Source organism: Streptomyces sp. R33, assembly GCF_041200175.1.
Classification (GTDB): Bacteria; Actinomycetota; Actinomycetes; order Streptomycetales; family Streptomycetaceae; genus Streptomyces; species Streptomyces katrae_B.
The window spans coordinates 330,438-348,872 of sequence record NZ_CP165728.1; the positions used below are offsets into that span (position 1 = coordinate 330,438).

The following is an 18,435-nucleotide window of genomic DNA, read 5'->3' on the forward strand; positions in this document are numbered from 1 at the left end:
CTCGCCGGGCGAGCCTGGGAAGTGAGGTAGGGGCACAGCCACGGTCGATGTCACACACGGTGTCCTGTCGGCTGCGCAGCGCCCGCATCGGGCGCGGTGCGGGGGCCGGGCATGGTCACCGCTGAGAGGTTCAGGCGGGTGCCCATGTCGAGGTTGACCTCGCCGTACGGGCGGACATGAGACCAGAACAGTGGGGTCAGGCCGCGCCGGTCGGCGGGAGTGAGGAGGTCGGCCCACTCAGGTTCGCCGAGGACGTCCTGGAGCATCAGGGTGTTCACGTAGACCAGGGCGGATTGCAGGATGCGCAGGCACAGGACGAACATCTCCTGCTCGTCGCGCCGGTTCGAGGCGATTTCCCCGCCCTTGCCGTAGGCGATCACGGAGTTCGCGCCGTTGGAGGCCTCCATGACGTTCAGGCCCTCTTCGATCTCCCGCTGGAGGTCCCGCAGCCGAAGGTAGCGGGCCACGAAGATGGTCTTCTGGGCGCGCCCGACTTCCAGCATGGCCGCGTAGGTGGGGTGGGAGGCGTTGCGGGTGAAGCGGCGCAGGATCGCCTCGGTGGACGCGGTGCGGGTACGGATCGCGGTCGCATACTTGATCATCTGGTCGTACTGCTGGGCGATGAGCTCCCAGCGGATCGGCCGGGTCAGGGCCGGGGTGAGCTGCGGGTAGGCGTCCGGGTCGCCGGCCACCGGCCGGTACAGCTTGACCTTGTTGATCCGCTTGATCCTGGGCAGCAGGTCGAAGTTCAGCAGCCTCGTGATGCCGAACCCGATCTCCGACTGGCCGTGGCTGTCCGTGTAGTTGGCTTCAACGTCCATGGTCGTGCCGTGCCGCATGGCGCCCTCGATCATCGCGGCGACCTCGGAGGCCGTGCAGTTGATCAGCTGGGAGTGGATGGCCAGGGACTTCTTCTCCACGTGCCAGTAGATGAGCACCCCGCGGCCGCCGTAGCGCGAATGCCACTCGGTGAACAGATTCTGGTCGTACGCCCGGACGTGGGTGGAGTCGGAGGCGACCGCGGTCGAGCCCTGGCCCCACAGCTCGGAGCTGCGGGCGGCAAAGGTGGCGTTTGCGATCTGGACGGCGATGGCACGGGCCGCCTCGGCGGACAGATACCGGCGCCGTACGTACCGCAGCTCATCCTCGGTGTGGCCGTGGCCACCGGACGCCACAGCCTTGATCCCCGTGTTCGTGCCGTACGCGTAGATGACCAGCAGCAGGCGTTCGGCCAGCACCTCCGCCGAGAGGCTGCCGCCACCAGAGACGGAGGTGACCGCGTCCAGGCAGCCGGTCCGCAACACCGCTTCCTTCAGCATGTCGACCAGAGGCACGATGCCCCACCTGCGTTGCACCTCGGCCTTGATCCTGCGCAGATTGCGCGGTTCGGGCTGGGCCTCGGCCGCGGTCAGCCGGATCGCCCCGGACTTCCGCTCCGCGATGTCCAGCCAGGACAGCTTGGGCATCTGGTCGTTCAGCAAGGTCAGCTCGGCCGTCATCTGCTCGCGCAGCTCGTCGATGAACATCGAGGCGTCCAGCGGCTTGCGTAGCTCCCGGTAGTTCTCCGCCCGCCGTACGTCGAAGTCCTGTGGCAGGTCCTCATCCGGGTTGCGCCACTTGTCGGCGCCGACCACCCAGATCTCCTTGCACTTGAGCTGATCGCGCAGGGCCTGGAAGGCGACGACCTCGTAGACCATGCGCACCACCCGGAGCCGGCCGCGTTTGTCGGTGCGGTGGACGACCTCTGCCCAGTCCCCGCCCATCGCCTTGTGGACCGGCACCGTCTCGCCCAGCGGGTAGTACGTCGTGTTCCCGGCGTTCGCGTACCGCGCCACGAGCGCCAGGGCCTCGATCACGGGCCGGTGGGCGCGGTTGGAGGAGCGGAACTCCAGCACGTCCAGCAGCTTGATCAGCCCGCGCCGGTAGTGGTTGGTGTACGACGCCTTCAAAGTGGTCTGCACCGTCCGCCGGTAGACCGGGCCACGGGTCTTGAACTCGTGCACGAGCTCCCGCAGCGTCGCCTCGCCCCCGGACACCGCCGGGAAGACGACCTGCCGGACTGTCCCTTCCGGAGTGCCGAGCGATGCCTCGGCGAGCTTGAAGAGGATGTTCTCCTTGCCCGACACCTTCTTGAACGCGTTGATCAGCTGCTCGGTGACCTTCTTCTCCGCCCGCGCCCCGATCCTGTGCACGGTGAAGATCAGCAGCTCCACCAGTGTGTCGGTGATCTCGCGCTCCCGTTCGTGCAGGAGTGCGGCCAGAAGGGTCACCCGCAGCGGCACCGGGTGCGTCCGCAGATGGGAGGGCGACTCCACTGCGGCCCGCGCCCGCCAGCCGGCCAGCACCTTCGGTGCCACGTCGATGAACAGGTCCGGCGGCAGGCCGATTGCCCGCACCGCAAGGAGCTTGTCGATCTCGGTGAGCATCGTCTCCAGGCTCACGTTGCCCGGCGCTTCCTTGATCTTCCCCAGCACCGGCGGCCCGTCCTCGCCGTCGATGCCGCCGTCGCTGGGGCTGGCCTCGTCGTCCTGGTCGGTGCCGCCGGCCACGAGAGCCGTAATCCGCGCAACGCTCTCCGCGGTCAGCCGCGAGGAGATCCGTTCCGTCAACGCCTCCTCGGCCGCCCGTAGGGCAGCTGCGACGATCCGGTCGCACCGCCCCGGCCTGGGCGGCTCAATGCTCTCGACGCGGCAACGCGCCAGCAACTCCACCCGGACCTGCTCTGGCCTGCGTTCCTTGTGCGCAACGTGCTCGGCCAGATGAGCCGTCAGCTTCTCCGCATCCGCGACGCTGCACTCACGGAAACCGAGATGTCCCCGGATCTGCGCGCGGTGGTACTCGACCGTACGGCCCGTCCACTCGTAGAAGCCCAGCTCAGACGCAGGAACCTGCACCTGCCGAGCCACGAACTCCACGGCCTCGCCGGGCAGCTCCGCCCGGCCTCGGGGAAACCGGCCGTGTTGCGTGTAGAACTTCAGCAGGACGGCGAAGCCCAGCCGCGTCGCACCGCGCTTGCCGGACACAAGCACCTGCTCGTCCTTCAACAGCGTCCAGTGCTCGACAAGCTCATCCAGATCCAACGGGATACGGGCCACGTTCGTAGATCGTCCTCGCGCGGGCTCACACACCGCAGCCGTACGGTAGCGGGCTCACCCGCACGAGGGACACCCGGCAAGATCACCACCGTTTGCGGCTGGTGACAGGGTTCTTACCGGCACCCCGATATGACCTGTATCTGTTGTGGGCGGGGGCGCGGGTACATCTACACGGGCCCGGTGTACGCCGTCGAAGACCTCAAGGACCGACTGTGCCCGTGGTGCATCGCAAGCGGCAGCGTCGCCGAGCGGTTTGACGCGCACTTCACGGCAGGAACCTGCTTGGGTGACGACGTACCCCTCGAGGTCTTCTCGGCAGTCGACAGACACACTCCGGGCTTCCCGGCATCGCAGGAGCCCCAGTGGTTCTTCCACTGCGGCGAAGGCGCCGCCTATTTGGGTCGTGTCGGGTTTGCCGAACTCGCCGCTCACCCTGACGCGCTGGAGACACTGCGACAGGAGACGAGCGGTTGGGGCTGGCCGTCGGATCAGGTCGAGCACCACCTCGGCTCGCTGGACAAGGACGACCATCCAGCGCATCTGTTCCGATGCCGCGGTTGCGCGATCCACCTCGCATACTCCGACCTCGCATAAGCCTGCTTGAGGTCGAACGGTGCTACGAACGTGATCACTCTTTCAGGGATCCCGAAGACGTGAACACGGCCTTCGCCTGATCCTGTGCTCCGACCAAAGAGGCATCTGACCAGTTCAAAGGCCGTGGGGGAATGAATCTGCTGCATCACGATGGCCAGCGGGATGCGTTCGTCGTGGCGTCACACTTCCGGAACGACTTCTACGAATGTCTGACCAGGCGGCGCGATGGCCTGTTCGAGGTCGCGGACGCACTGCTGTGCGCGGACGGGCCGGTGACCACGCCGGTGGATCTGACACTGCTGGCTGAGCATCGTCGTGGGCACGGCGCCCTGTACGCGGCTTTGAACGAGGGTCGCATCGACGCGGGCCGACTGCGGCGGACACTGGCCGCGCTGCCCCAGCCGAAGGCCGCCGACGCACGGCTCGTCCTGGCGGTTGACGTGAGCAACTGGCTGCGGCCGGACGCGGAGTGCAGTGCGGACCGGCTGTTCTGCCACACCTTCGGCCGCGGCCGGGACCAGCACCTGATGATCCCCGGATGGCCGTACTCGTTCGTCGCCGCCCTCGAAGCAGGGCGGACATCGTGGTGCCAGCTGCTGGACGCCGTCCGGCTGGGGCCTGAGGACGATGTCGCAGAGGTCACCGCCGCCCAGGTCCGCCGCGTGGTCGAGGACCTGATCGCCGGGGGCCAGTGGCGCCAGGGCGACGCCGACATCCTCATCGTCTTCGACGCAGGCTACGATGCCCCGCGCATGGCCTACCTCCTTGGCGGCCTGCCCGTTGAAGTCCTGGGCCGGCTGCGGTCGGACCGCGTGATGCGCAAGCCCGTTCCGCGCCCTTGGATCTGCCCGCCCCAGGGTGGGCGGCCCCCGAAGCACGGTAAGGAGTTCCGCTTCGCCAAGCCGGAGAGCTGGGGCGAGCCGGACGAGGCCACCACACAGGTCACCGACCGGTACGGCACCGCCCAGGCCATGGCCTGGGACCGCATCCACCCCCGCCTCACCACTCGCTCGGCCTGGATTGACCACGACGGCGAACTACCCCTCATCGAGGGCACATTGATCCCCCTGCAGGTCGACCATCTGCCGGGCGGCGGAGATCCGCTGCCTCTGTGGCTGTGGTCCTCCCAGACTGGCATGACCGGAGCTGCCGTCGACCTGGGTTGGCAGGCGTTCCTCCGCCGGTTCGACCTGGAACACACCTTCCGGATAATCAAGCAGACCCTCGGCTGGACCCGACCGAAGATCCGCACCCCCGAGGCTGCGGACCGCTGGACCTGGCTGATCAACACCGCCCACACCCAGCTCCGCCTGACCCGTTCGCTGGCCGAGGACCTCCGCCGCCCCTGGGAGAAGCCCGCCGAGCCCGGCCGGCTCACCCCCGCCCGAGACCGGCGCGGGTTCCGGAACCTCCGCGCTCACTTGTCTTGCCCGGCACGTGCGCCGAAACCGAACCGGCCAGGCCCCGGCCGACCTCTCGGCTCGAAGAACCAGCGGCCCGCCACCCGCTACGACGTGGGCAAAACCGTCAGGCGCCCCGAGACCATCATCGAACGCGACCAGGCCAGACCATAAAGAACAAGCTCAGTGCCTGTTCCATATCCCCGTCGCCGCAGGTAGAGGCTCAGTTTCAGGGAGACCCGCCGCGAGACGCGTTCGGGGAGCGGTCACTGTGACCGCTCCCCGAACGGAAGTTCCTGGTTTCGATGAGCCTGTTGTGTAAGGTGCGGTGGTCACCGCCACCACCACGTCCCGGGCTCCCTGTCTGGGCCGACTTGCCGCACTCCGAGGTGCGGCGTGCCCTAGGTTTCGTCGGCTCGGTGGCGACCCTCGTCTCGGGCACCACCGAAGATCCTGTCGAGGCTTCGCCGTACCACTCCAAGGCCGAGGAAGAGCACGCCGACTCCCGTCACGAGCCCGCACACCGGCGCCACCCAGTGAGGCCCGATGCCGTTCATAAGACCTGCTACCCAGTCTCCGCCTTTGAGGCCTCCGACCGTCAGGATCAGGAACGTCACGGCGATGCTGGCGGGGGCGAAGGGGTGCGCCTTGAGGATCACCTCGAGGCCGTCGCTGCCACCCCGGATCTCGATGGAGTGGGGCTCCTTGAAGTGATCGACGATCTCCGGATAGGGGCCCCGCCGCTCCCCGACTTCGAAGATCGGCTCTTGCGGATCGCCACCCTGCGAGGGCTTGTGGCCCTTGTCTTTCGCCACGAGATGCTCCTCTCCCACCAAGCGGAACCTCATGCTCCGGATGAGGGCCCAGAGGTAGCGTACACCTTGCGTGCAAATTACGTACATATTTTGCTTCTCGAACGTAAATCAGCGTATGGTTGGGCCGCTCCCTGGGTAAGGGAATAGTCAGAAGCTCTGTGCCCAGGGGCCTGAGACGGACTGGTCTGCCCTCACCCGTCCTCTGAACCGTGTACTTAAGGAGGCGCAGATGCCGGAGACCGCTGAAGTGACCAAGAGCAGGGTTGGCCGCGGAAAGACGAGCCTGGTGGATCGCGTGACCGCGAACCTTCCTCCCCGAGCCGCACTGGCCCTGGAGCGGATCGTAGAACTGACCGGCTACAGCAAGACCGACTCGATCATCCGAGCCATTCAGGTCTATGCGTACCTGGAGGAGGTCTGGAGCGCCGGGGGTTCCGTCTCCGTGACGGAGAAGCCAGACGCCGAGCCCCAGCAGCTCAAGATTCTTTAGTGCGAGACAACGCAGGGCCCCTCCCGTTGGGAGGGGCCCTGCGCGTATGGCAAGCCTCGGGCCAAGCCCGCCGAATGCGGCGTGGATCAGGGCGGTCGCAGAGCCAGGTAACAGGCGGTCCCGCGCAGTGGTTGCACGGCCCGTAGACATGGCAGGGTGAGTGCCTGTTCCACGTCCCCGGTCGCGGTCGGCGGCGCTACCCTCGGAGTAGAGCCCTTCGGGCCGCGTTCGCCCCCGTCAACGGGGAGCCCGGGACGCGGTGGTAGCGGTGACCACCGCACCTTTCACAACAGGCTCATCGAAACAAGGAACTTCCGTTCGGGGAGCGGTCACAGTGACCGCTCCCCGAACGCGTCTCGCGGCGGGTCTCCCTGAAACTGAGCCTCTACCTGCGGCGACGGGGATATGGAACAGGCACTCACGGTCCATCCCACGAGGCTCGAGGAGCGAGGCAGAGGCCAGGGCGTGAGTCCAGCCGATGACCTGATCCCCGCTGGTACGTCTCCCGCCCGGCCTCCGCCCGAGCCTTGGCCACCCGCTCCAGCAGCTTCACCACCCCGGGCCGCACCACCCGCGCGGACGCGAGGTGTTCGCAGGCTAGACGGAACAGCAGGGACGGGGAGTCGTGCTCCATCGCGTGGGCGAGCAGGAACTCGTCCAGTTCCTTCAGCTCCAGCGCCTTCGCCGGCTTCCAGTTCAAGTACCGGGTCACTTCGCGCAGGGTGCCGGTGCGGGTCTGCTTCCGCTCGCCGTAGAACCGCAGCTCGCCCACGGGGATCTGCAAGTGCTCGGAGAGCCGGGCCACCGCCGCCGGGGGCGCCGAGGCGACGTCGTCCGGAACGAACCCGAGCCACGGCAGAGCACACAGCTGGACCGCCAGACCCAGCCGGTCCTTCGGGCTACGCCCGCGGCCCGGATCGATGAACCCCACGTCCGCCGACGTCAGGGTGAAGAACCGGATCAGCTCTTCCTTGTTGATCTCTGGAAAGCTGCGCAGCCGCGCCAGCTCGTCATCCGCGAACACACGGGTCGCCACCGAGACCCCCCGCCCTGTACGTGCCGAGCGTCCTGGAGCACGCCGCCGAGCTGCTCACCAGCCTGTGGGCCATAGGCGGTAAGCACTCCGTGCCGCCCGCTCGGCGGAGCTGGACTGGCAACGTGGCTGAAGGCGCGCTTGGCCTCGCCGCCTGCCCGTACGAGCGTGACCTGGAGACCGAGCGCACCGACTCGAAGGTCACCTCCCTGACGGGCTTCCTATCCAGGGCTCTGGTTTCCGAGGAGATCGGCCTCAGGGCCCAGCTCGGCGCACGCCGCGGCAGTGTCGTCGTAGACCGCGGCCCCTCCACCCCTCGAGGCGGACAAAGGGGCGACTCCGACATCCTTATGGCTCCGGCCTCCCTCGCCGGCGCCCACCAGGTTGCCGAGGTCATCCGGGCCTTCGTACACGGAGAGCTCGGTGATGTCTTCGCCCGCTGACCGCCACCCGATCTCGACCCAGCCACTGAACACGAGCAACTGCCCGCGGGCAGAAACGCCTGTGCCCCCGGAGAGGCCGGGGGCACGGGAAGCTCGTTCAGAAGGGTCACGTCTCTGAGCGGGCAAGGGACCTCAGGTGTCCGAAGTCCACGATCTCGTAGTACCGATTCGACCGGGTGCCGGGTGCCAGCTCGGTCAAGACCCCGACAGCCCTCAGGTTTGCGATGGCCTTCTCCACCGTGGTGCGGCCAAGTCCGAGCGCGTCGGCGATGTCGGCCTGGCTAGGGCCGTGGAGCGTGACCGCGCCGGTGGGCACCTGGTGGGTTCCGGTGCGGGTCCACCGGAAACGATCGACCCCCTTTCGGGACGGCGCGATCGCGAGGTACTCCAGAAGGCGCGCGACCCTGACCACCGGGTCCGCCTTCGTGGCCCCGTAGACCGACTCCACGATCCGGGAGCGCTCGTTGGTCAGTTGGGCGAGTAGGAGGGCCAGCACCGGCTCCTTCTCGATCAGCGTCGCGAACGTACGGGTGGTGACGCTCAGGCAAGATCCGATGTGCAGGAACTCGATGTGCGTTCCGGACCCGCGGGAACCAGACTCATCGATGCTGCTCTTCCGGAGCATCACCCGACTGATGTCGCCCAAGATCATGCCCGTCCTCCACAAGCGCGCGCTGCCGTGGGGGGTGGTCTCCTTGATGATGCCGCGGCCCATGATGTGGATCCACTCCGGGCCGTAGGCCAAGACATCACCTCGCTCCTGGGCCTCAATACGGCCAGCGAGCATCAGCGACTCCACCGCGTACGAGGGCAGGCCCAGCGACTTCAGGTACACGGAGACTGAGCTGTACGGCCAGGCCCGGAACCGCCGGGGCTCGTAGACCTCGACGACGTCGGTCATCGAGCACCCCCTCCGAGGCCGGTCCCGGCCTGCGGGAGCCCCGGGTTGGGCACAGCGGGGGCGACGACCTGCCCAGACGCAGGGGAGGGCGACTCAGCGAGGATCTTGACGACCGGCACGAGGGCACCGACGAGGACGGCCAAGGCCGTGATGACGACGGCGATGCGGCCGGCGGTCTTGTTGAGGTAGTGGATGGCGAAGCAGGCCGCCCCCACCACGATCGCGACGGTGAGTACCGCCGCGAGAATTCCAGACACGTGTACCCCTAGGGTATGGCGGCCGAGCCGTACTGGCCCCGAGGGGAAAGCACAGCTCGACCGCGTCTTCGGAATGATCTCGACTTGCGAAACGCATGACCGGTGAAGCTCGAACCCTGGCGAGGGGTCGAACCGGCTACACGGCAGAATACGCCACCCGAGTGACCCGACCGAAACTACCGCCGCCCGGAGGGAATTCATCCGAAACTGCGGGTCGGGGAAGCGCGTTCGGGATTCAACAAAGCTCTACCCAGAGATTGTTGATCGAGCGTCAAGATCCCTTGGGGTAACGCAAAGGCGGCCGCCCCCCCCAGGGGGTGCGACCGCCTTGATACGTGCTCTACGAGCACAAGAGATCAACAGGGGGAGCCACCCCCTGGTAGACCTCGGACGCTGAGCGAGACCATTCCAAAGCCGTGTCAGCTGAGAAACAGTGAAGACTGATAACCCGTCCCAGAATCCCCCCAGCGAGGGAAAGTGCACGCTCTCGGTGCCAAAATCCCCATGGGGGAGGGTTTTACATGCAGAAATCAGGACTTTGTGAACTTGTGAATGGTACCCCAAGATCTTCCAAGTCCCCATAGGGTTCCCAAACTTCTTGGACGAGGGAGCGGGCCCAGCCGTCGAAGGTAGCAATCCGGGGGGCAGGCTGCCCCCATGAACGCACCACGTCGACCTCAGGGTCTTGGTCCGAAGATGTCGTCGGCCTTCTTTCTCAGCACGTCCCGCCTCCTTCGACCTGCCGAACGTTCGGATGCTAGAGGCTCGAGGTTGTCCAATGTGGTGAGCTCGGTCCCGCCCGCGTTCCGGCGGATGTAGGCCAACGGACGATGCCGAGATCCCATACGCGCCCGGATGTGCGAGCGGGCCCGTCCCTGGGATCCAGGACGGGCCCGCTCGGTGTGCTCAGGACAGTGAGGACGGCGGCCGGGGCGGAGGGACGGCCCGCAGTAGCTCCCACAGAGGACGGGAGCCGCTGGCCCACTCGGCGAGGACCTTGCGGTCCACCAGGTGCAGGCACTGCGACCTGGCGAAGTCGACCGCGTTGCTCGTAATCCGGCCGTTGGTCAGCATCACCAGCACGTCCCCGCCGTGGACCTGTCTGCCCGTACCGTTGAGAACATGCAGATCAGGCGTGCCGACTGCTTTGCCGGACCAGCCGTCTTTCCGGTGCTTGCACTGGATCACCCACCGCCGCCCGTACGGGTCGGTCGCCTTCACGTCCGCCCCGTTGTCGCCGCGACCGCCGACCTGCTGCGCGTCCGCGCAGCCGTCCCGGTGCATGAGGTCCCGTACCGCGAACTCGAACTGCCGGTGGTGGAGCCGGTCGAGCTGCTCGACTGCGTACCGCAGGCCTCGCGCCCGGACCTGCTCCCACTGCGCCGCTTCCTTGCGCCGCCATGCCCAGGCCCCGCCCGCGCCGGCCGCCGCGAGGAGCACGAGGACCACGACCCAGGGGTGCGCGGCCAGCCATCGCAGCACCGCCATCACGAGACTTAGGGCCACCATTGTCAGCGGCGCGATCAGCGCCAGCTGCTCCAGGCCCGCGTTCTTGCGGCGCCGGGGACGACGGCTCCGGCTGGTCCGCCGCCGTGCCGGCGGGCGCGGGCTCATCGGCCGGTCCCGGAGCTGGGGAAGACGATGGGATACGAGACGGTCGGTGTTGGCCGTACCACCGACTGGTCCCAGCCGGGCCACTTGATCGGGTACACCGTCGACCGCGGCGCGGGTGACTGCTCCCCGGGCGCCCCCATCGGCTTGCTGCCTAAGACGAACAGGGCGAGCACGAACAACCCTAAGAGCCCCACCTGCATGCTGGACCCTGCAGGGTTGCGCCAGTGCGCCCGCACCTTAGACCCGTTCCGCTCGTGCTCCACAACAGACGGCACGTACGGCCCCCTCACCAGTCAGGTTGTGCCTCCCTGCACAACTGACCAATGAAACCACCCACCACTGACACCACGTCACGTTTCGATCACTACTCGTGATCACCTTCCGTGCCGGGCGGGAGCGACCTGGTTCCAGAGCGCCAAAACGCGTTCAGCCCGGGACTTCTGCTGCTGCGTGGTCCACCACGTCGGCGCCGGAGTACCCGACGTCTGGCGATTGACCTTCACCAGCGCCGCTTCGCCGGGGTCACCGGTTCTGTGTGCCGGTTCGCGCGGGAGCCCTCCGAACGGAGCTTTCGACGTCGGTCATCGAGCACCCCATCGAGCACCCCATTTGCAGTCGTCTGGCCAGGTCTGTGATGCGGCCTTCTTCTTCAGCTCGGGGTCACCTGCCAAAGATGCGGGCAGAGCAGTGTCTGTGTTGACCCGAGCAGACATCAGCTGGTCTTTTCCAATGTCTGCACCCTGCAGGACTGCAGCACGGAGATCCGCGCAGACCAGCGTCGCCTCGGTAAGGTCCGCGCGGCGCAGGTTCGCGTCGCGCAGGTCCGCCCCGCCCAGTTTCGCGCGGGACAGGTCCGCGCCGCTTAGGTTTACGCCGCCCAGGTACGCGGCGCTCAAGTCCGCGCTGCGCAAGTCCGCGCTGCGCAAGTTCGCGTCACCCAGGTACGCGCTGGCCAGGTTCGCGCGGCCCAGTTTTGCGTCGCTCAGGTCCGCGCCGCCCAGTCGAGCGCCGCTCAGGTCCGCGTCGCTCAGGTCCGCGACGCCCAGTCGAGCGTGGAACAGTTTCGCGTTTCTCAGGACCGCGCCGTCCAATCGAGCGCGGCCCAGGTCCGCGTCGCTCAGGTCCGCGACGAACATGAACGCATTGCGCAGGTCCGCACGGGTCAGGACCGCCTCGCGCAGATTGGCGGACTGGAGGTCCGTGTCGTGCAGGTCGACGTGCACGTCTCCGTCGTGGCGGCCGTCCCTGGTCCTGAGGACGGCGAGTGCAGCGGTGATGTCACTGGGCAAAGCCCTCAGTTTGGCCTCTGGCGGTTTCGGGCTGTGAGCACGGATGAAGGTGGAAACGACGTTGATCACGGTGGGCTGGTCACGGGAAGAGTCCTGCATGACCCGCTGCAGACCGTAGAGCCCACCCAGACGCACTTCCTCGGAGTCCCTGTTACCGAGAAGTTCGACGGCGGCCATGTACCGATCGGTGATGTGCCCTTCTCGGTCGATGGCCTGTGAGCTGTTCACCTGCGTAATCGATTTCCAGGTGAAGCCGACGAGAATGAGTGCGCCGATAGACGCCAGGACGGCGACCGTCTTCTCCACCCGCCTCCACAGACGCTTGCGGGACGCGGAGCCGTTACCGGGGTCCGGGGCGGGCTGCTGCTGGCTGGCCCGCCGGCCAATCCGCCGCAGCCGGCTGGAGCCCGTCGTCCGGGGTGCCCTGGTCATAGAGCCATTCGAACCGGTAGACGCCAGCCCCCGCGCGCTCAGTCGGCCGAGAGGACGTACACGGTCACCGCCCGGACGGAGCTCTCGAGCAGAATCCCAGCGCGAAAAAACCGCGGCGGGCGCACGCGTCCTGGTCCTGGAGCCCGGATAAGCTCCCCATGTCCGGAGTCCAGAAAGACGGAGCGAGTCGGTGTCCTCGGCGGCCCGCTCCGCAGCGGTGCGGCCCCGGCCCCGGGGGAGGATCCGACCCGGTTTTAGCGGGCTGGCCGGGGAAGACCTCGCGGTCACCCCGGGCCCCATCGGAGTTCACCGCTTGGTGCATCCAGACGGTCCGCGGGGCTGTCGGACACCTGATGACGGTCATCAAGGATCGTGCTGGTCCCTGGATCTGGTTACACCCAGAACTGCTTAGCCGCCGGCAGCGTCGTCCCATACAGTGCCGAAGGTATGACGGCACTTGCATCCTTCACCTTCGTGCGCCACATAGACGGGCTCCGCTACCACTTCGAACGGGACGGTGAGCACAACGGCCGTCCTGCCTACCGCCGAACGGACGGGAACGTGTGGTGTGTCTGGTCGCCGACCGACGGCTGGCACTGCAAGATCGCTGATGGCCTTGTCACCGCCCATCCTCTCAATAGCCAGGCTGACGAACCCGAACCCCCGGCCACCGCCTGGCGCAGCTTCAAGGACGACCGCTCCTACCTCTACGACCTCCGGACCCTCGACCCCGAAGCATGATCCGCCGGACAGCGCCTAATCCGCCCCAGACCCCTCCCCGCGTCAACGCCTAGCTCGCTGTCTCCGTGACGGGCGGCGCAGCATCAGGACCGTGCCCGCCCACTCGCCCCGTCCGTGAGGGCGTCTACGAGCTGGTCGTGACTCATAGTGGAGCGGCCAGGAACGTGCGCGGCCGCAGCCTTCCTGTAGAGCTCCGCCTTCGTCAGTGACTGAAGGGACTCGGCTTTGGAGGTGACGCGCTTCTTCGCGGACACAGCCTTCTTCTTCTGCGCGCCTGCGGTGGTAGTGGCTTTGTCCCGGGTGTCTTTCGGACTGCGGGCCCGCTCCACGCTGGCGCGCAACGCTTCCATAAGGTCGACGGCGCCGGTGGCCTTCGCGGGCGGTTCGGCCTTCGCCACGCTCTCGCCGCTCGTCTTGGCGTCGATCAGAGCGGCGACCTTCTCCTGGAACGTGTCGCGGAACGCCGCTGGATCCCACTGCATGCTCAAGGCCTCAATGAGCTGCTCGGCCATCTTCAGTTCCTTGTCTGACGCCTTCGCCTTGCCAGGGAGATCACCGATCTCCTTCTTCGGGTCTCTGATCTCGTCTGCCCAGTGGAGTGTGTGGAGGGTGAGGATGCCGTCTTCGGCTTTCACCGCGACGAGGTATTCGTGCTGGCGCATCACGAAGGTGGCGATACCGGCCTTGCCCGCCTTGTCGAGGGCCTGCTCGAGGAGGCTGTACACCTTGCCGTACTCGGCGCCCCGCGGGCCGAGGTAGTAGGTCTTGTCGAAGAAGATCGGCTCCACCTCGTCCAGGTCGACGAACCCGGCGATCTCCAGGGAGCGGGAGCGGCCCGGGGCGATGTCGTCGAGTTCCTTCGGCTCCACCAGCACGTACTCCTCCCCGGTGTCGTAGCCCTTGACGATGTCGCCCAGGTTCACCTCGTCGCCGGTGCGCTCGTTCACCCGGCGGTTGCGGATCCGGTCGGCGGTGCCGCGCTGCAGCTGGTGGAAGTGCATGGTGTGGCTGTCGGTCGCGGTGTAGAGGCCGACCGGCAGGCTGACCAGCCCGAATGTCAGGTTCCCTGCCCATACCGGACGTGCCATGACCGCCACCGCCTCCACCACTGTCTACCGGACTTCCAGCTCAAGCCCTCTGTCCGGTGATCGCATCCTTGTGGCGGGCGTCGCTGATCAAAGGTCCAGGAGCCCGAGGGCGGAGTCGGCTCGGCAGATCTCGCACGCACGCGCCGTGCTGTTCTGAAGGGTCTCGACGGCCTGCTGCCGGGTGGCGGGTCTCGAGCGGCCGGAGGTCATGCGGCAGTCGCCGGTGTGCACGAGCTCGGGCCGGCGCTGAGCGCTGATGCCATACTCGATGACCCACTCCACGACCGGCGGCTGGTGGCAGGCGGCGTCCGCGCGGACGTGCTCGGCCTGCTCCAGTACGGCAATCCGCTCGCGGGTCTGCGTGAGGAGCATGGACAAGAGGGTCTCCACGGTCCGTAGCCGGTCCAGGTCCGGAGGGAGCCAAGCCGGCCCACCACCGATATCCACGGCTACTCCTGCACGTCCTCGGCGGGGACCCGCTTGAGGGCCATCCGCGCTGCCACGACCTGGCCGCGCTCCACTGTGGACCAGAACGGATGATCGACTACGACGCCGGTCAGTCGGCGCAGCCGCCGCTCGAAAGCTGCCTTCCGCCGACGCTGCTTATCGGTGTAGCCGGGGCTGGCCGGTACGTCGCCGCGGTGCGAGTACACGCCCTCACGGGCCTCCCATCCCGGGTGCGGGTCCACGGACCACGGCAGGCTCTGGCAGTACGCGGTGTACTCGGCGCGCACGCGGTGCAGCTGGGCCTGGAGAGCTCGCAGGCGGGGAGGGAAGTCGAACGACATACGGCAATCGTACTCGCGTTCGAATCTCATGGTGTAATCGAGCCATGGCGGAAAACTGCTTCCCGACTGATCTGGTCCAGCTCAAGGTGGAGTGGATCCGCATCTACAACCGGCTCTCCCTCCCGCCCCTGCCTTCCCTGGGCGAGCTTGACCGTCGGCTCCTCCGCCTCTCGCGCCAGATCCGCTGGCACCCGTACTGGCGGGAGCACCCCTGGACCTGGCCCGCCCGTGAAGCGCTGCACCGGGCGGCCGTCGCCGCACCCGGCGGGGAGCCGGTGATCGAGAAGAAGGTTGTCGACGGTCGGATCGTCGTCATCCTGCCCCAGGCCGGCACGGCACAAGGGCAGGACGGTCGCGGCTGAGACGACCGCGGGCGTCGGTCGCTACGGGCCCGGTTGTAACCGCCAGCACCGGCTGCACACAGGATCTTGTAGATCAGTCACCCGATTAGATCGGAGAGTTCACCCGCAGAAACGCCACACCAGCCGTTGCACCATGGGGAAGGAGAGGAGCGCGCAGCGAGTGTCAATCCCATGGTCAGCGCTCTTCACCGGTAGTGCTGCGGCGAAGGTCAGCGCCTGGGAAACTTGCCAGCTCGCAGCCGAACAACGCAGGCCCAGGGGGACACCACTTGAGCACCGTACGCGGGCACTACCGAAGGCCGCCAGGAAAGGCTGGGCCAGCCTCGGCCTTAGCCCTCGGAACGACGATCGCCTTACTGTTCTTCAACCACGATGCCAAGGACAAGACCGCTATGGCACCACCGTGGTGGGTGTGGCTCGCGCTGGCCGTCACCCTCGCCGTTACCGCCGCAGCCGTCTCGTACTACTTCTGGACCCGGATCCAACGTGAGCGGGCCGATCTCAAGGCAGTTGAGGATGAGGCCGAACGGCATCGGGAGGCAGACGCCCAACGACTTAGCCAGCTGAAGGTTGTGACTCCGCTGGCAACACTCCTCGAACTGAACCAGACGCAGATCGACGAATACCACCGGATCGCGACCGATCAGGCGGACCGGTCCTTCCGCTCCTCCCAGCGAGCCATGGCTATTGGCCTGCTGGTCATCATCGGCTGCTGCGCCGCTGGCCTGTACTTCCAGAACGCACAGGTCAAAGTCTTCGTCGGATCGATCGCGGCCGTTGCCGCTGGCTTATCAGCGTTCTTGAACCGAACCTACCTCCAGATGTATGGGCAAACCCTGAGCCAGCTCAACAGGTACTTCGAACAGCCGGTACTGACCGGCTACTACCTCACGGCGGAACGCCTCGCCCAAGATCTCAAAGATGACCCTGAAAGCGAGATGCGCCGCCGCATCATCGACCAGGTCCTGCTGGCCAGCGCGAGGATGAATGCCCCCACCGACACGGACCCGCCTCAGATTGAAGAGCCTCAGATCCAGCCGCAACCCCGACGAATACGAAGGCGGAGAAGGTAGACGACGGCACGACGTTGCCCACCCTTCCCTCGCAGTCAGCCGACGAACCCCGGCCCCGCCGGGGACCCCTTTCCTCGTGTCCAGACCGGAGACGTTGAGGTTGACGTCGAGCATGGCGAGGTCGGGGTTCGTAGGCCTCGAGGCCGTACAAGGTCTAGGCGATTCCCGAGGCGGTAGTTGCCTCCGACAGCCTTGAGGAGCAGGTCGCCTGCGATGAAGTCGGAGTGATCAGCCGCCGGCCGGGTAGCTCGACAGCCGGTTGTCGTCCAGGATCAGCCCCGCGTAGGCGTTGACGAGGAGCGGTGCGGCCTCGGGCCGGGTGGGCATGTCGGCGCCGGTCCGCGCGTCCAGGGCGACGGGCCCGCCCACCCCACGGCCGTATACCCGCCCGTGCCAGACCGCAGTCACCCTCGGGGGCTTGCGGTCCCCCTCGCCGTCCTTGAGGGCCCACAGCAACTGTCCGCTGACCGGGTCCACCGCGGCGACTCCGAAGGAGTGCGCGCACACCAGCGTCTGGGCCTGGTCGTAGGTGCACTCCATCGAGCCGAGCCCTGGGGGCATGTCGGCACGGAGCTGCCCGGTCGACACATCCAGCAGTCGGTCGGCCCCCGAGCCGTCGGGCCGCCGGCCCGAGATCCGGACCGTGGCGGGACCGGCCCCCTCCATGTCCGCGGCGTAGACCTTCTCCCCCCGCCACTTCTCGCTGCCGGTGGCGAGATCGACCCCGACCGGAAACGGGGTGAGAGGCTCACCGTCCAGCAGCCCGGTGACCATCCCGGTGCCCACCGCAACGGCCTTCAGACCGGGATGGGTCCAGCGCAGGGCGTGCGAAGCGGTGTCGACGCCGTACGAGACCGCGCTGTCACTGCCGACCACGGTGACCACGGCAGTGCGGGCGTCTTCATCAGGAACGGGGTCAGCACCTCGGCGCCGGCCAGGACCGGCGGCAGGATGTAGCCCTCGGAGTTGCTGCGCAGGGCTTCACCTCGGGCTGTCTCCTCGGCCACGGTGCGGCCGGTGGCGAGGTCGACGACCTGTACGCCGGTGGGGGAGACAACGAAGGCGCGGGTGTCGTGCAGGAGGACGGGCAGATCGGTGCCGCCGCCGCGGACCTGGCCCGCCAGGTTGGTCCGCCCCTTCGTGGCCGCCTCGGGCAGGGCCACCTTGCCCCGGGCGTCGAACCAGGACGGCGGGTCGTGCGCCACCAACTTCGGTTCCGAGGACGGCGCCGGTGCACTCACGGCCTTCGAGGCCGTGCTGCCCGGCTTGGCGTCATCGGCTGCCGGACCGCACCCGGCGACCAGACCAGCGGTCAGGGACAGGGCGAGCGCTAACGGCCGCACAGAAACACGCACATGGACCTCACTTGGTCGAGCAGACGGGCGATGATCACGTTACGCCCCGCCCGTTGCGGGCCCGGCACGATGAGCAGATCCGGGGCCCGTACCCGCAGCGGTAGGGCTCAGATCGATCTCCTCGACTTTCGAGAACACCGCGGTGCTTCCGCGGCCGATCAGGGGACCTTCGTCACCCTGAGGAGGTGCGGTGTCTGCCATACGGCGGACACCGTGTCAGCGCCGACTCCTACGGTCGCGGCCATGTTCGACCCTCTGCCGCGAAGCGGCGCCCTCCCCGTCAACCCGCCGAGAGACGAGCCGACGCACGAACTCCGGACCCTTGTCATCGAGCTGGATGGTGTCCTGCGTCAGGTCCCCGGCCGCTACCACCGCACCGGGCGGCTCACGGGCCGTCTGATCACCGCCGCACACTTCCGCGGCTCCTGCGAGATCGGCGGGGAGCGCCCGGTACCCGTCCGAATGGCCCTGCATCGGCCCAGGGCGAGCACCGACCGGCGCCTGATCGTCCTGGACGACCTGTCCACGCAGTGGGTGATGAGCTTCGCCACCTGTCACGACCACCGCTTCTACAAGATCACCGGCTTCTACTGAGCCCGAGCGACGACACCGCCAGCCACAGGCACGGCCGTGCCCCGACGACCGCACCATCACACCCACGAGAG

At 67.4% G+C, this 18,435-nt stretch carries 19 protein-coding genes and 1 pseudogene; 8 read left to right on the forward strand and 12 right to left on the reverse strand.

Annotation, left to right across the window (positions count from 1 at the left end; translation table 11 throughout):
- Positions 1 to 50 precede the first annotated feature (50 nt).
- Positions 51 to 3,095, reverse strand: a complete 3,045-nt coding sequence (locus tag AB5J51_RS41730) for a Tn3 family transposase (RefSeq protein WP_369780627.1) — start codon at positions 3,093 to 3,095, stop codon at positions 51 to 53.
- A 129-nt stretch (positions 3,096 to 3,224) separates the two neighbouring features.
- Between AB5J51_RS41730 and AB5J51_RS41735 the strand changes: the two genes are divergently transcribed.
- On the forward strand, positions 3,225 to 3,689 hold the full coding sequence (locus AB5J51_RS41735) for a CbrC family protein (protein WP_369780629.1): 465 nt from the start codon (positions 3,225 to 3,227) through the stop codon (positions 3,687 to 3,689).
- Positions 3,690 to 3,820: 131 nt separating this feature from the next.
- Entirely contained in the window at positions 3,821 to 5,263 is a 1,443-nt protein-coding gene (locus tag AB5J51_RS41740; protein WP_369780631.1) for an NF041680 family putative transposase, read from the forward strand.
- Between the two features lie 227 nt (positions 5,264 to 5,490).
- Here AB5J51_RS41740 and AB5J51_RS41745 read toward each other — a convergent pair whose 3' ends face one another.
- The gene (locus AB5J51_RS41745) at positions 5,491 to 5,904 is read right to left on the reverse strand and encodes a hypothetical protein (RefSeq protein ID WP_369780634.1); all 414 of its coding nucleotides are present in this window, start codon (positions 5,902 to 5,904) and stop codon (positions 5,491 to 5,493) included.
- A 229-nt stretch (positions 5,905 to 6,133) separates the two neighbouring features.
- Here AB5J51_RS41745 and AB5J51_RS41750 point away from each other — a divergent pair, with 229 nt between their 5' ends.
- A complete protein-coding gene (locus tag AB5J51_RS41750; protein WP_369780635.1) occupies positions 6,134 to 6,394 on the forward strand; it encodes a hypothetical protein in 261 nt (86 codons plus the stop codon).
- A gap of 490 nt (positions 6,395 to 6,884) precedes the next feature.
- Here the strand turns inward: AB5J51_RS41750 and AB5J51_RS41755 are convergent.
- Positions 6,885 to 7,430: pseudogene (locus AB5J51_RS41755) on the reverse strand (DUF4158 domain-containing protein); the annotation flags it as partial.
- 122 nt (positions 7,431 to 7,552) lie between these two features.
- Between AB5J51_RS41755 and AB5J51_RS41760 the strand changes: the two are divergent.
- A complete protein-coding gene (locus AB5J51_RS41760) occupies positions 7,553 to 7,870 on the forward strand; it encodes a hypothetical protein (protein ID WP_369780637.1) in 318 nt (105 codons plus the stop codon).
- Positions 7,871 to 7,976: 106 nt separating this feature from the next.
- Here the strand turns inward: AB5J51_RS41760 and AB5J51_RS41765 are convergent, their stop codons facing one another.
- From AB5J51_RS41765 to AB5J51_RS41780, 4 genes are all read right to left on the reverse strand, one after another.
- Positions 7,977 to 8,771 carry a hypothetical protein gene (locus AB5J51_RS41765; RefSeq protein WP_369780638.1) on the reverse strand — a complete coding sequence of 265 codons (795 nt, stop codon included), beginning with the start codon at positions 8,769 to 8,771 and terminating at the stop codon, positions 7,977 to 7,979.
- Positions 8,768 to 9,028, reverse strand: coding sequence for a hypothetical protein (locus AB5J51_RS41770; protein WP_369780639.1), 261 nt, complete (start codon positions 9,026 to 9,028; stop codon positions 8,768 to 8,770). Before AB5J51_RS41770 ends, AB5J51_RS41765 begins: the two co-directional genes overlap by 4 nt.
- Before the next feature lie 906 nt (positions 9,029 to 9,934).
- Complete coding sequence (locus AB5J51_RS41775) at positions 9,935 to 10,642, reverse strand: restriction endonuclease (RefSeq protein ID WP_369780640.1); 708 nt, start codon at positions 10,640 to 10,642, stop codon at positions 9,935 to 9,937.
- A gap of 581 nt (positions 10,643 to 11,223) precedes the next feature.
- Entirely contained in the window at positions 11,224 to 12,237 is a 1,014-nt protein-coding gene (locus AB5J51_RS41780; RefSeq protein ID WP_369780641.1) for a pentapeptide repeat-containing protein, read from the reverse strand.
- A gap of 573 nt (positions 12,238 to 12,810) precedes the next feature.
- Between AB5J51_RS41780 and AB5J51_RS41785 the strand changes: the two genes are divergently transcribed.
- Positions 12,811 to 13,104 carry a hypothetical protein gene (locus AB5J51_RS41785; protein ID WP_369780643.1) on the forward strand — a complete coding sequence of 98 codons (294 nt, stop codon included), beginning with the start codon at positions 12,811 to 12,813 and terminating at the stop codon, positions 13,102 to 13,104.
- A gap of 83 nt (positions 13,105 to 13,187) precedes the next feature.
- Here AB5J51_RS41785 and AB5J51_RS41790 read toward each other — a convergent pair whose 3' ends face one another.
- The 3 genes from AB5J51_RS41790 to AB5J51_RS41800 all read right to left on the reverse strand — a co-directional run bounded on the left by AB5J51_RS41790 (position 13,188) and on the right by AB5J51_RS41800 (position 14,980).
- Entirely contained in the window at positions 13,188 to 14,210 is a 1,023-nt protein-coding gene (locus tag AB5J51_RS41790) for a Ku protein (protein WP_369780644.1), read from the reverse strand.
- Positions 14,211 to 14,279: 69 nt separating this feature from the next.
- Positions 14,280 to 14,564 carry a DUF6233 domain-containing protein gene (locus AB5J51_RS41795; RefSeq protein ID WP_369780645.1) on the reverse strand — a complete coding sequence of 95 codons (285 nt, stop codon included), beginning with the start codon at positions 14,562 to 14,564 and terminating at the stop codon, positions 14,280 to 14,282.
- A gap of 77 nt (positions 14,565 to 14,641) precedes the next feature.
- On the reverse strand, positions 14,642 to 14,980 hold the full coding sequence (locus tag AB5J51_RS41800; RefSeq protein WP_369780647.1) for a hypothetical protein: 339 nt from the start codon (positions 14,978 to 14,980) through the stop codon (positions 14,642 to 14,644).
- Between the two features lie 44 nt (positions 14,981 to 15,024).
- Between AB5J51_RS41800 and AB5J51_RS41805 the strand changes: the two genes are divergently transcribed.
- Both AB5J51_RS41805 and AB5J51_RS41810 read left to right on the forward strand, forming a co-directional pair.
- On the forward strand, positions 15,025 to 15,342 hold the full coding sequence (locus AB5J51_RS41805) for a hypothetical protein (protein ID WP_369780648.1): 318 nt from the start codon (positions 15,025 to 15,027) through the stop codon (positions 15,340 to 15,342).
- Between the two features lie 269 nt (positions 15,343 to 15,611).
- Positions 15,612 to 16,415 (forward strand): hypothetical protein, encoded by an 804-nt coding sequence (locus AB5J51_RS41810; RefSeq protein ID WP_369780650.1) that lies wholly within the window; start codon positions 15,612 to 15,614, stop codon positions 16,413 to 16,415.
- Between the two features lie 228 nt (positions 16,416 to 16,643).
- Here AB5J51_RS41810 and AB5J51_RS41815 read toward each other — a convergent pair whose 3' ends face one another.
- Both AB5J51_RS41815 and AB5J51_RS41820 read right to left on the reverse strand, forming a co-directional pair.
- Positions 16,644 to 17,291, reverse strand: a complete 648-nt coding sequence (locus AB5J51_RS41815) for a hypothetical protein (protein ID WP_369780653.1) — start codon at positions 17,289 to 17,291, stop codon at positions 16,644 to 16,646.
- Positions 17,213 to 17,770 carry a hypothetical protein gene (locus AB5J51_RS41820; RefSeq protein WP_369780655.1) on the reverse strand — a complete coding sequence of 186 codons (558 nt, stop codon included), beginning with the start codon at positions 17,768 to 17,770 and terminating at the stop codon, positions 17,213 to 17,215. The genes AB5J51_RS41815 and AB5J51_RS41820 overlap by 79 nt, the downstream gene beginning before the upstream one ends.
- Positions 17,771 to 18,013: 243 nt before the next feature.
- Between AB5J51_RS41820 and AB5J51_RS41825 the strand changes: the two genes are divergently transcribed.
- Positions 18,014 to 18,364 carry a hypothetical protein gene (locus AB5J51_RS41825; protein WP_369780657.1) on the forward strand — a complete coding sequence of 117 codons (351 nt, stop codon included), beginning with the start codon at positions 18,014 to 18,016 and terminating at the stop codon, positions 18,362 to 18,364.
- Positions 18,365 to 18,435 lie beyond the last annotated feature (71 nt).

Excerpts from the sequence above, each read along its gene's own strand:
- AB5J51_RS41735 (WP_369780629.1), top strand. The coding sequence starts at position 3,225 with ATGACCTGTATCTGTTGTGGGCGGGGGCGCGGGTACATCTACACGGGC.
- AB5J51_RS41740 (WP_369780631.1), top strand. The coding sequence starts at position 3,821 with ATGAATCTGCTGCATCACGATGGCCAGCGGGATGCGTTCGTCGTGGCG.
- AB5J51_RS41750 (WP_369780635.1), top strand. The coding sequence starts at position 6,134 with ATGCCGGAGACCGCTGAAGTGACCAAGAGCAGGGTTGGCCGCGGAAAG.
- AB5J51_RS41765 (WP_369780638.1), bottom strand. The coding sequence starts at position 8,771 with ATGACCGACGTCGTCGAGGTCTACGAGCCCCGGCGGTTCCGGGCCTGG.
- AB5J51_RS41775 (WP_369780640.1), bottom strand. The coding sequence starts at position 10,642 with ATGAGCCCGCGCCCGCCGGCACGGCGGCGGACCAGCCGGAGCCGTCGT.
- AB5J51_RS41785 (WP_369780643.1), top strand. The coding sequence starts at position 12,811 with ATGACGGCACTTGCATCCTTCACCTTCGTGCGCCACATAGACGGGCTC.
- AB5J51_RS41795 (WP_369780645.1), bottom strand. The coding sequence starts at position 14,564 with ATGCTCCTCACGCAGACCCGCGAGCGGATTGCCGTACTGGAGCAGGCC.
- AB5J51_RS41800 (WP_369780647.1), bottom strand. The coding sequence starts at position 14,980 with ATGTCGTTCGACTTCCCTCCCCGCCTGCGAGCTCTCCAGGCCCAGCTG.
- AB5J51_RS41805 (WP_369780648.1), top strand. The coding sequence starts at position 15,025 with ATGGCGGAAAACTGCTTCCCGACTGATCTGGTCCAGCTCAAGGTGGAG.
- AB5J51_RS41825 (WP_369780657.1), top strand. The coding sequence starts at position 18,014 with ATGTTCGACCCTCTGCCGCGAAGCGGCGCCCTCCCCGTCAACCCGCCG.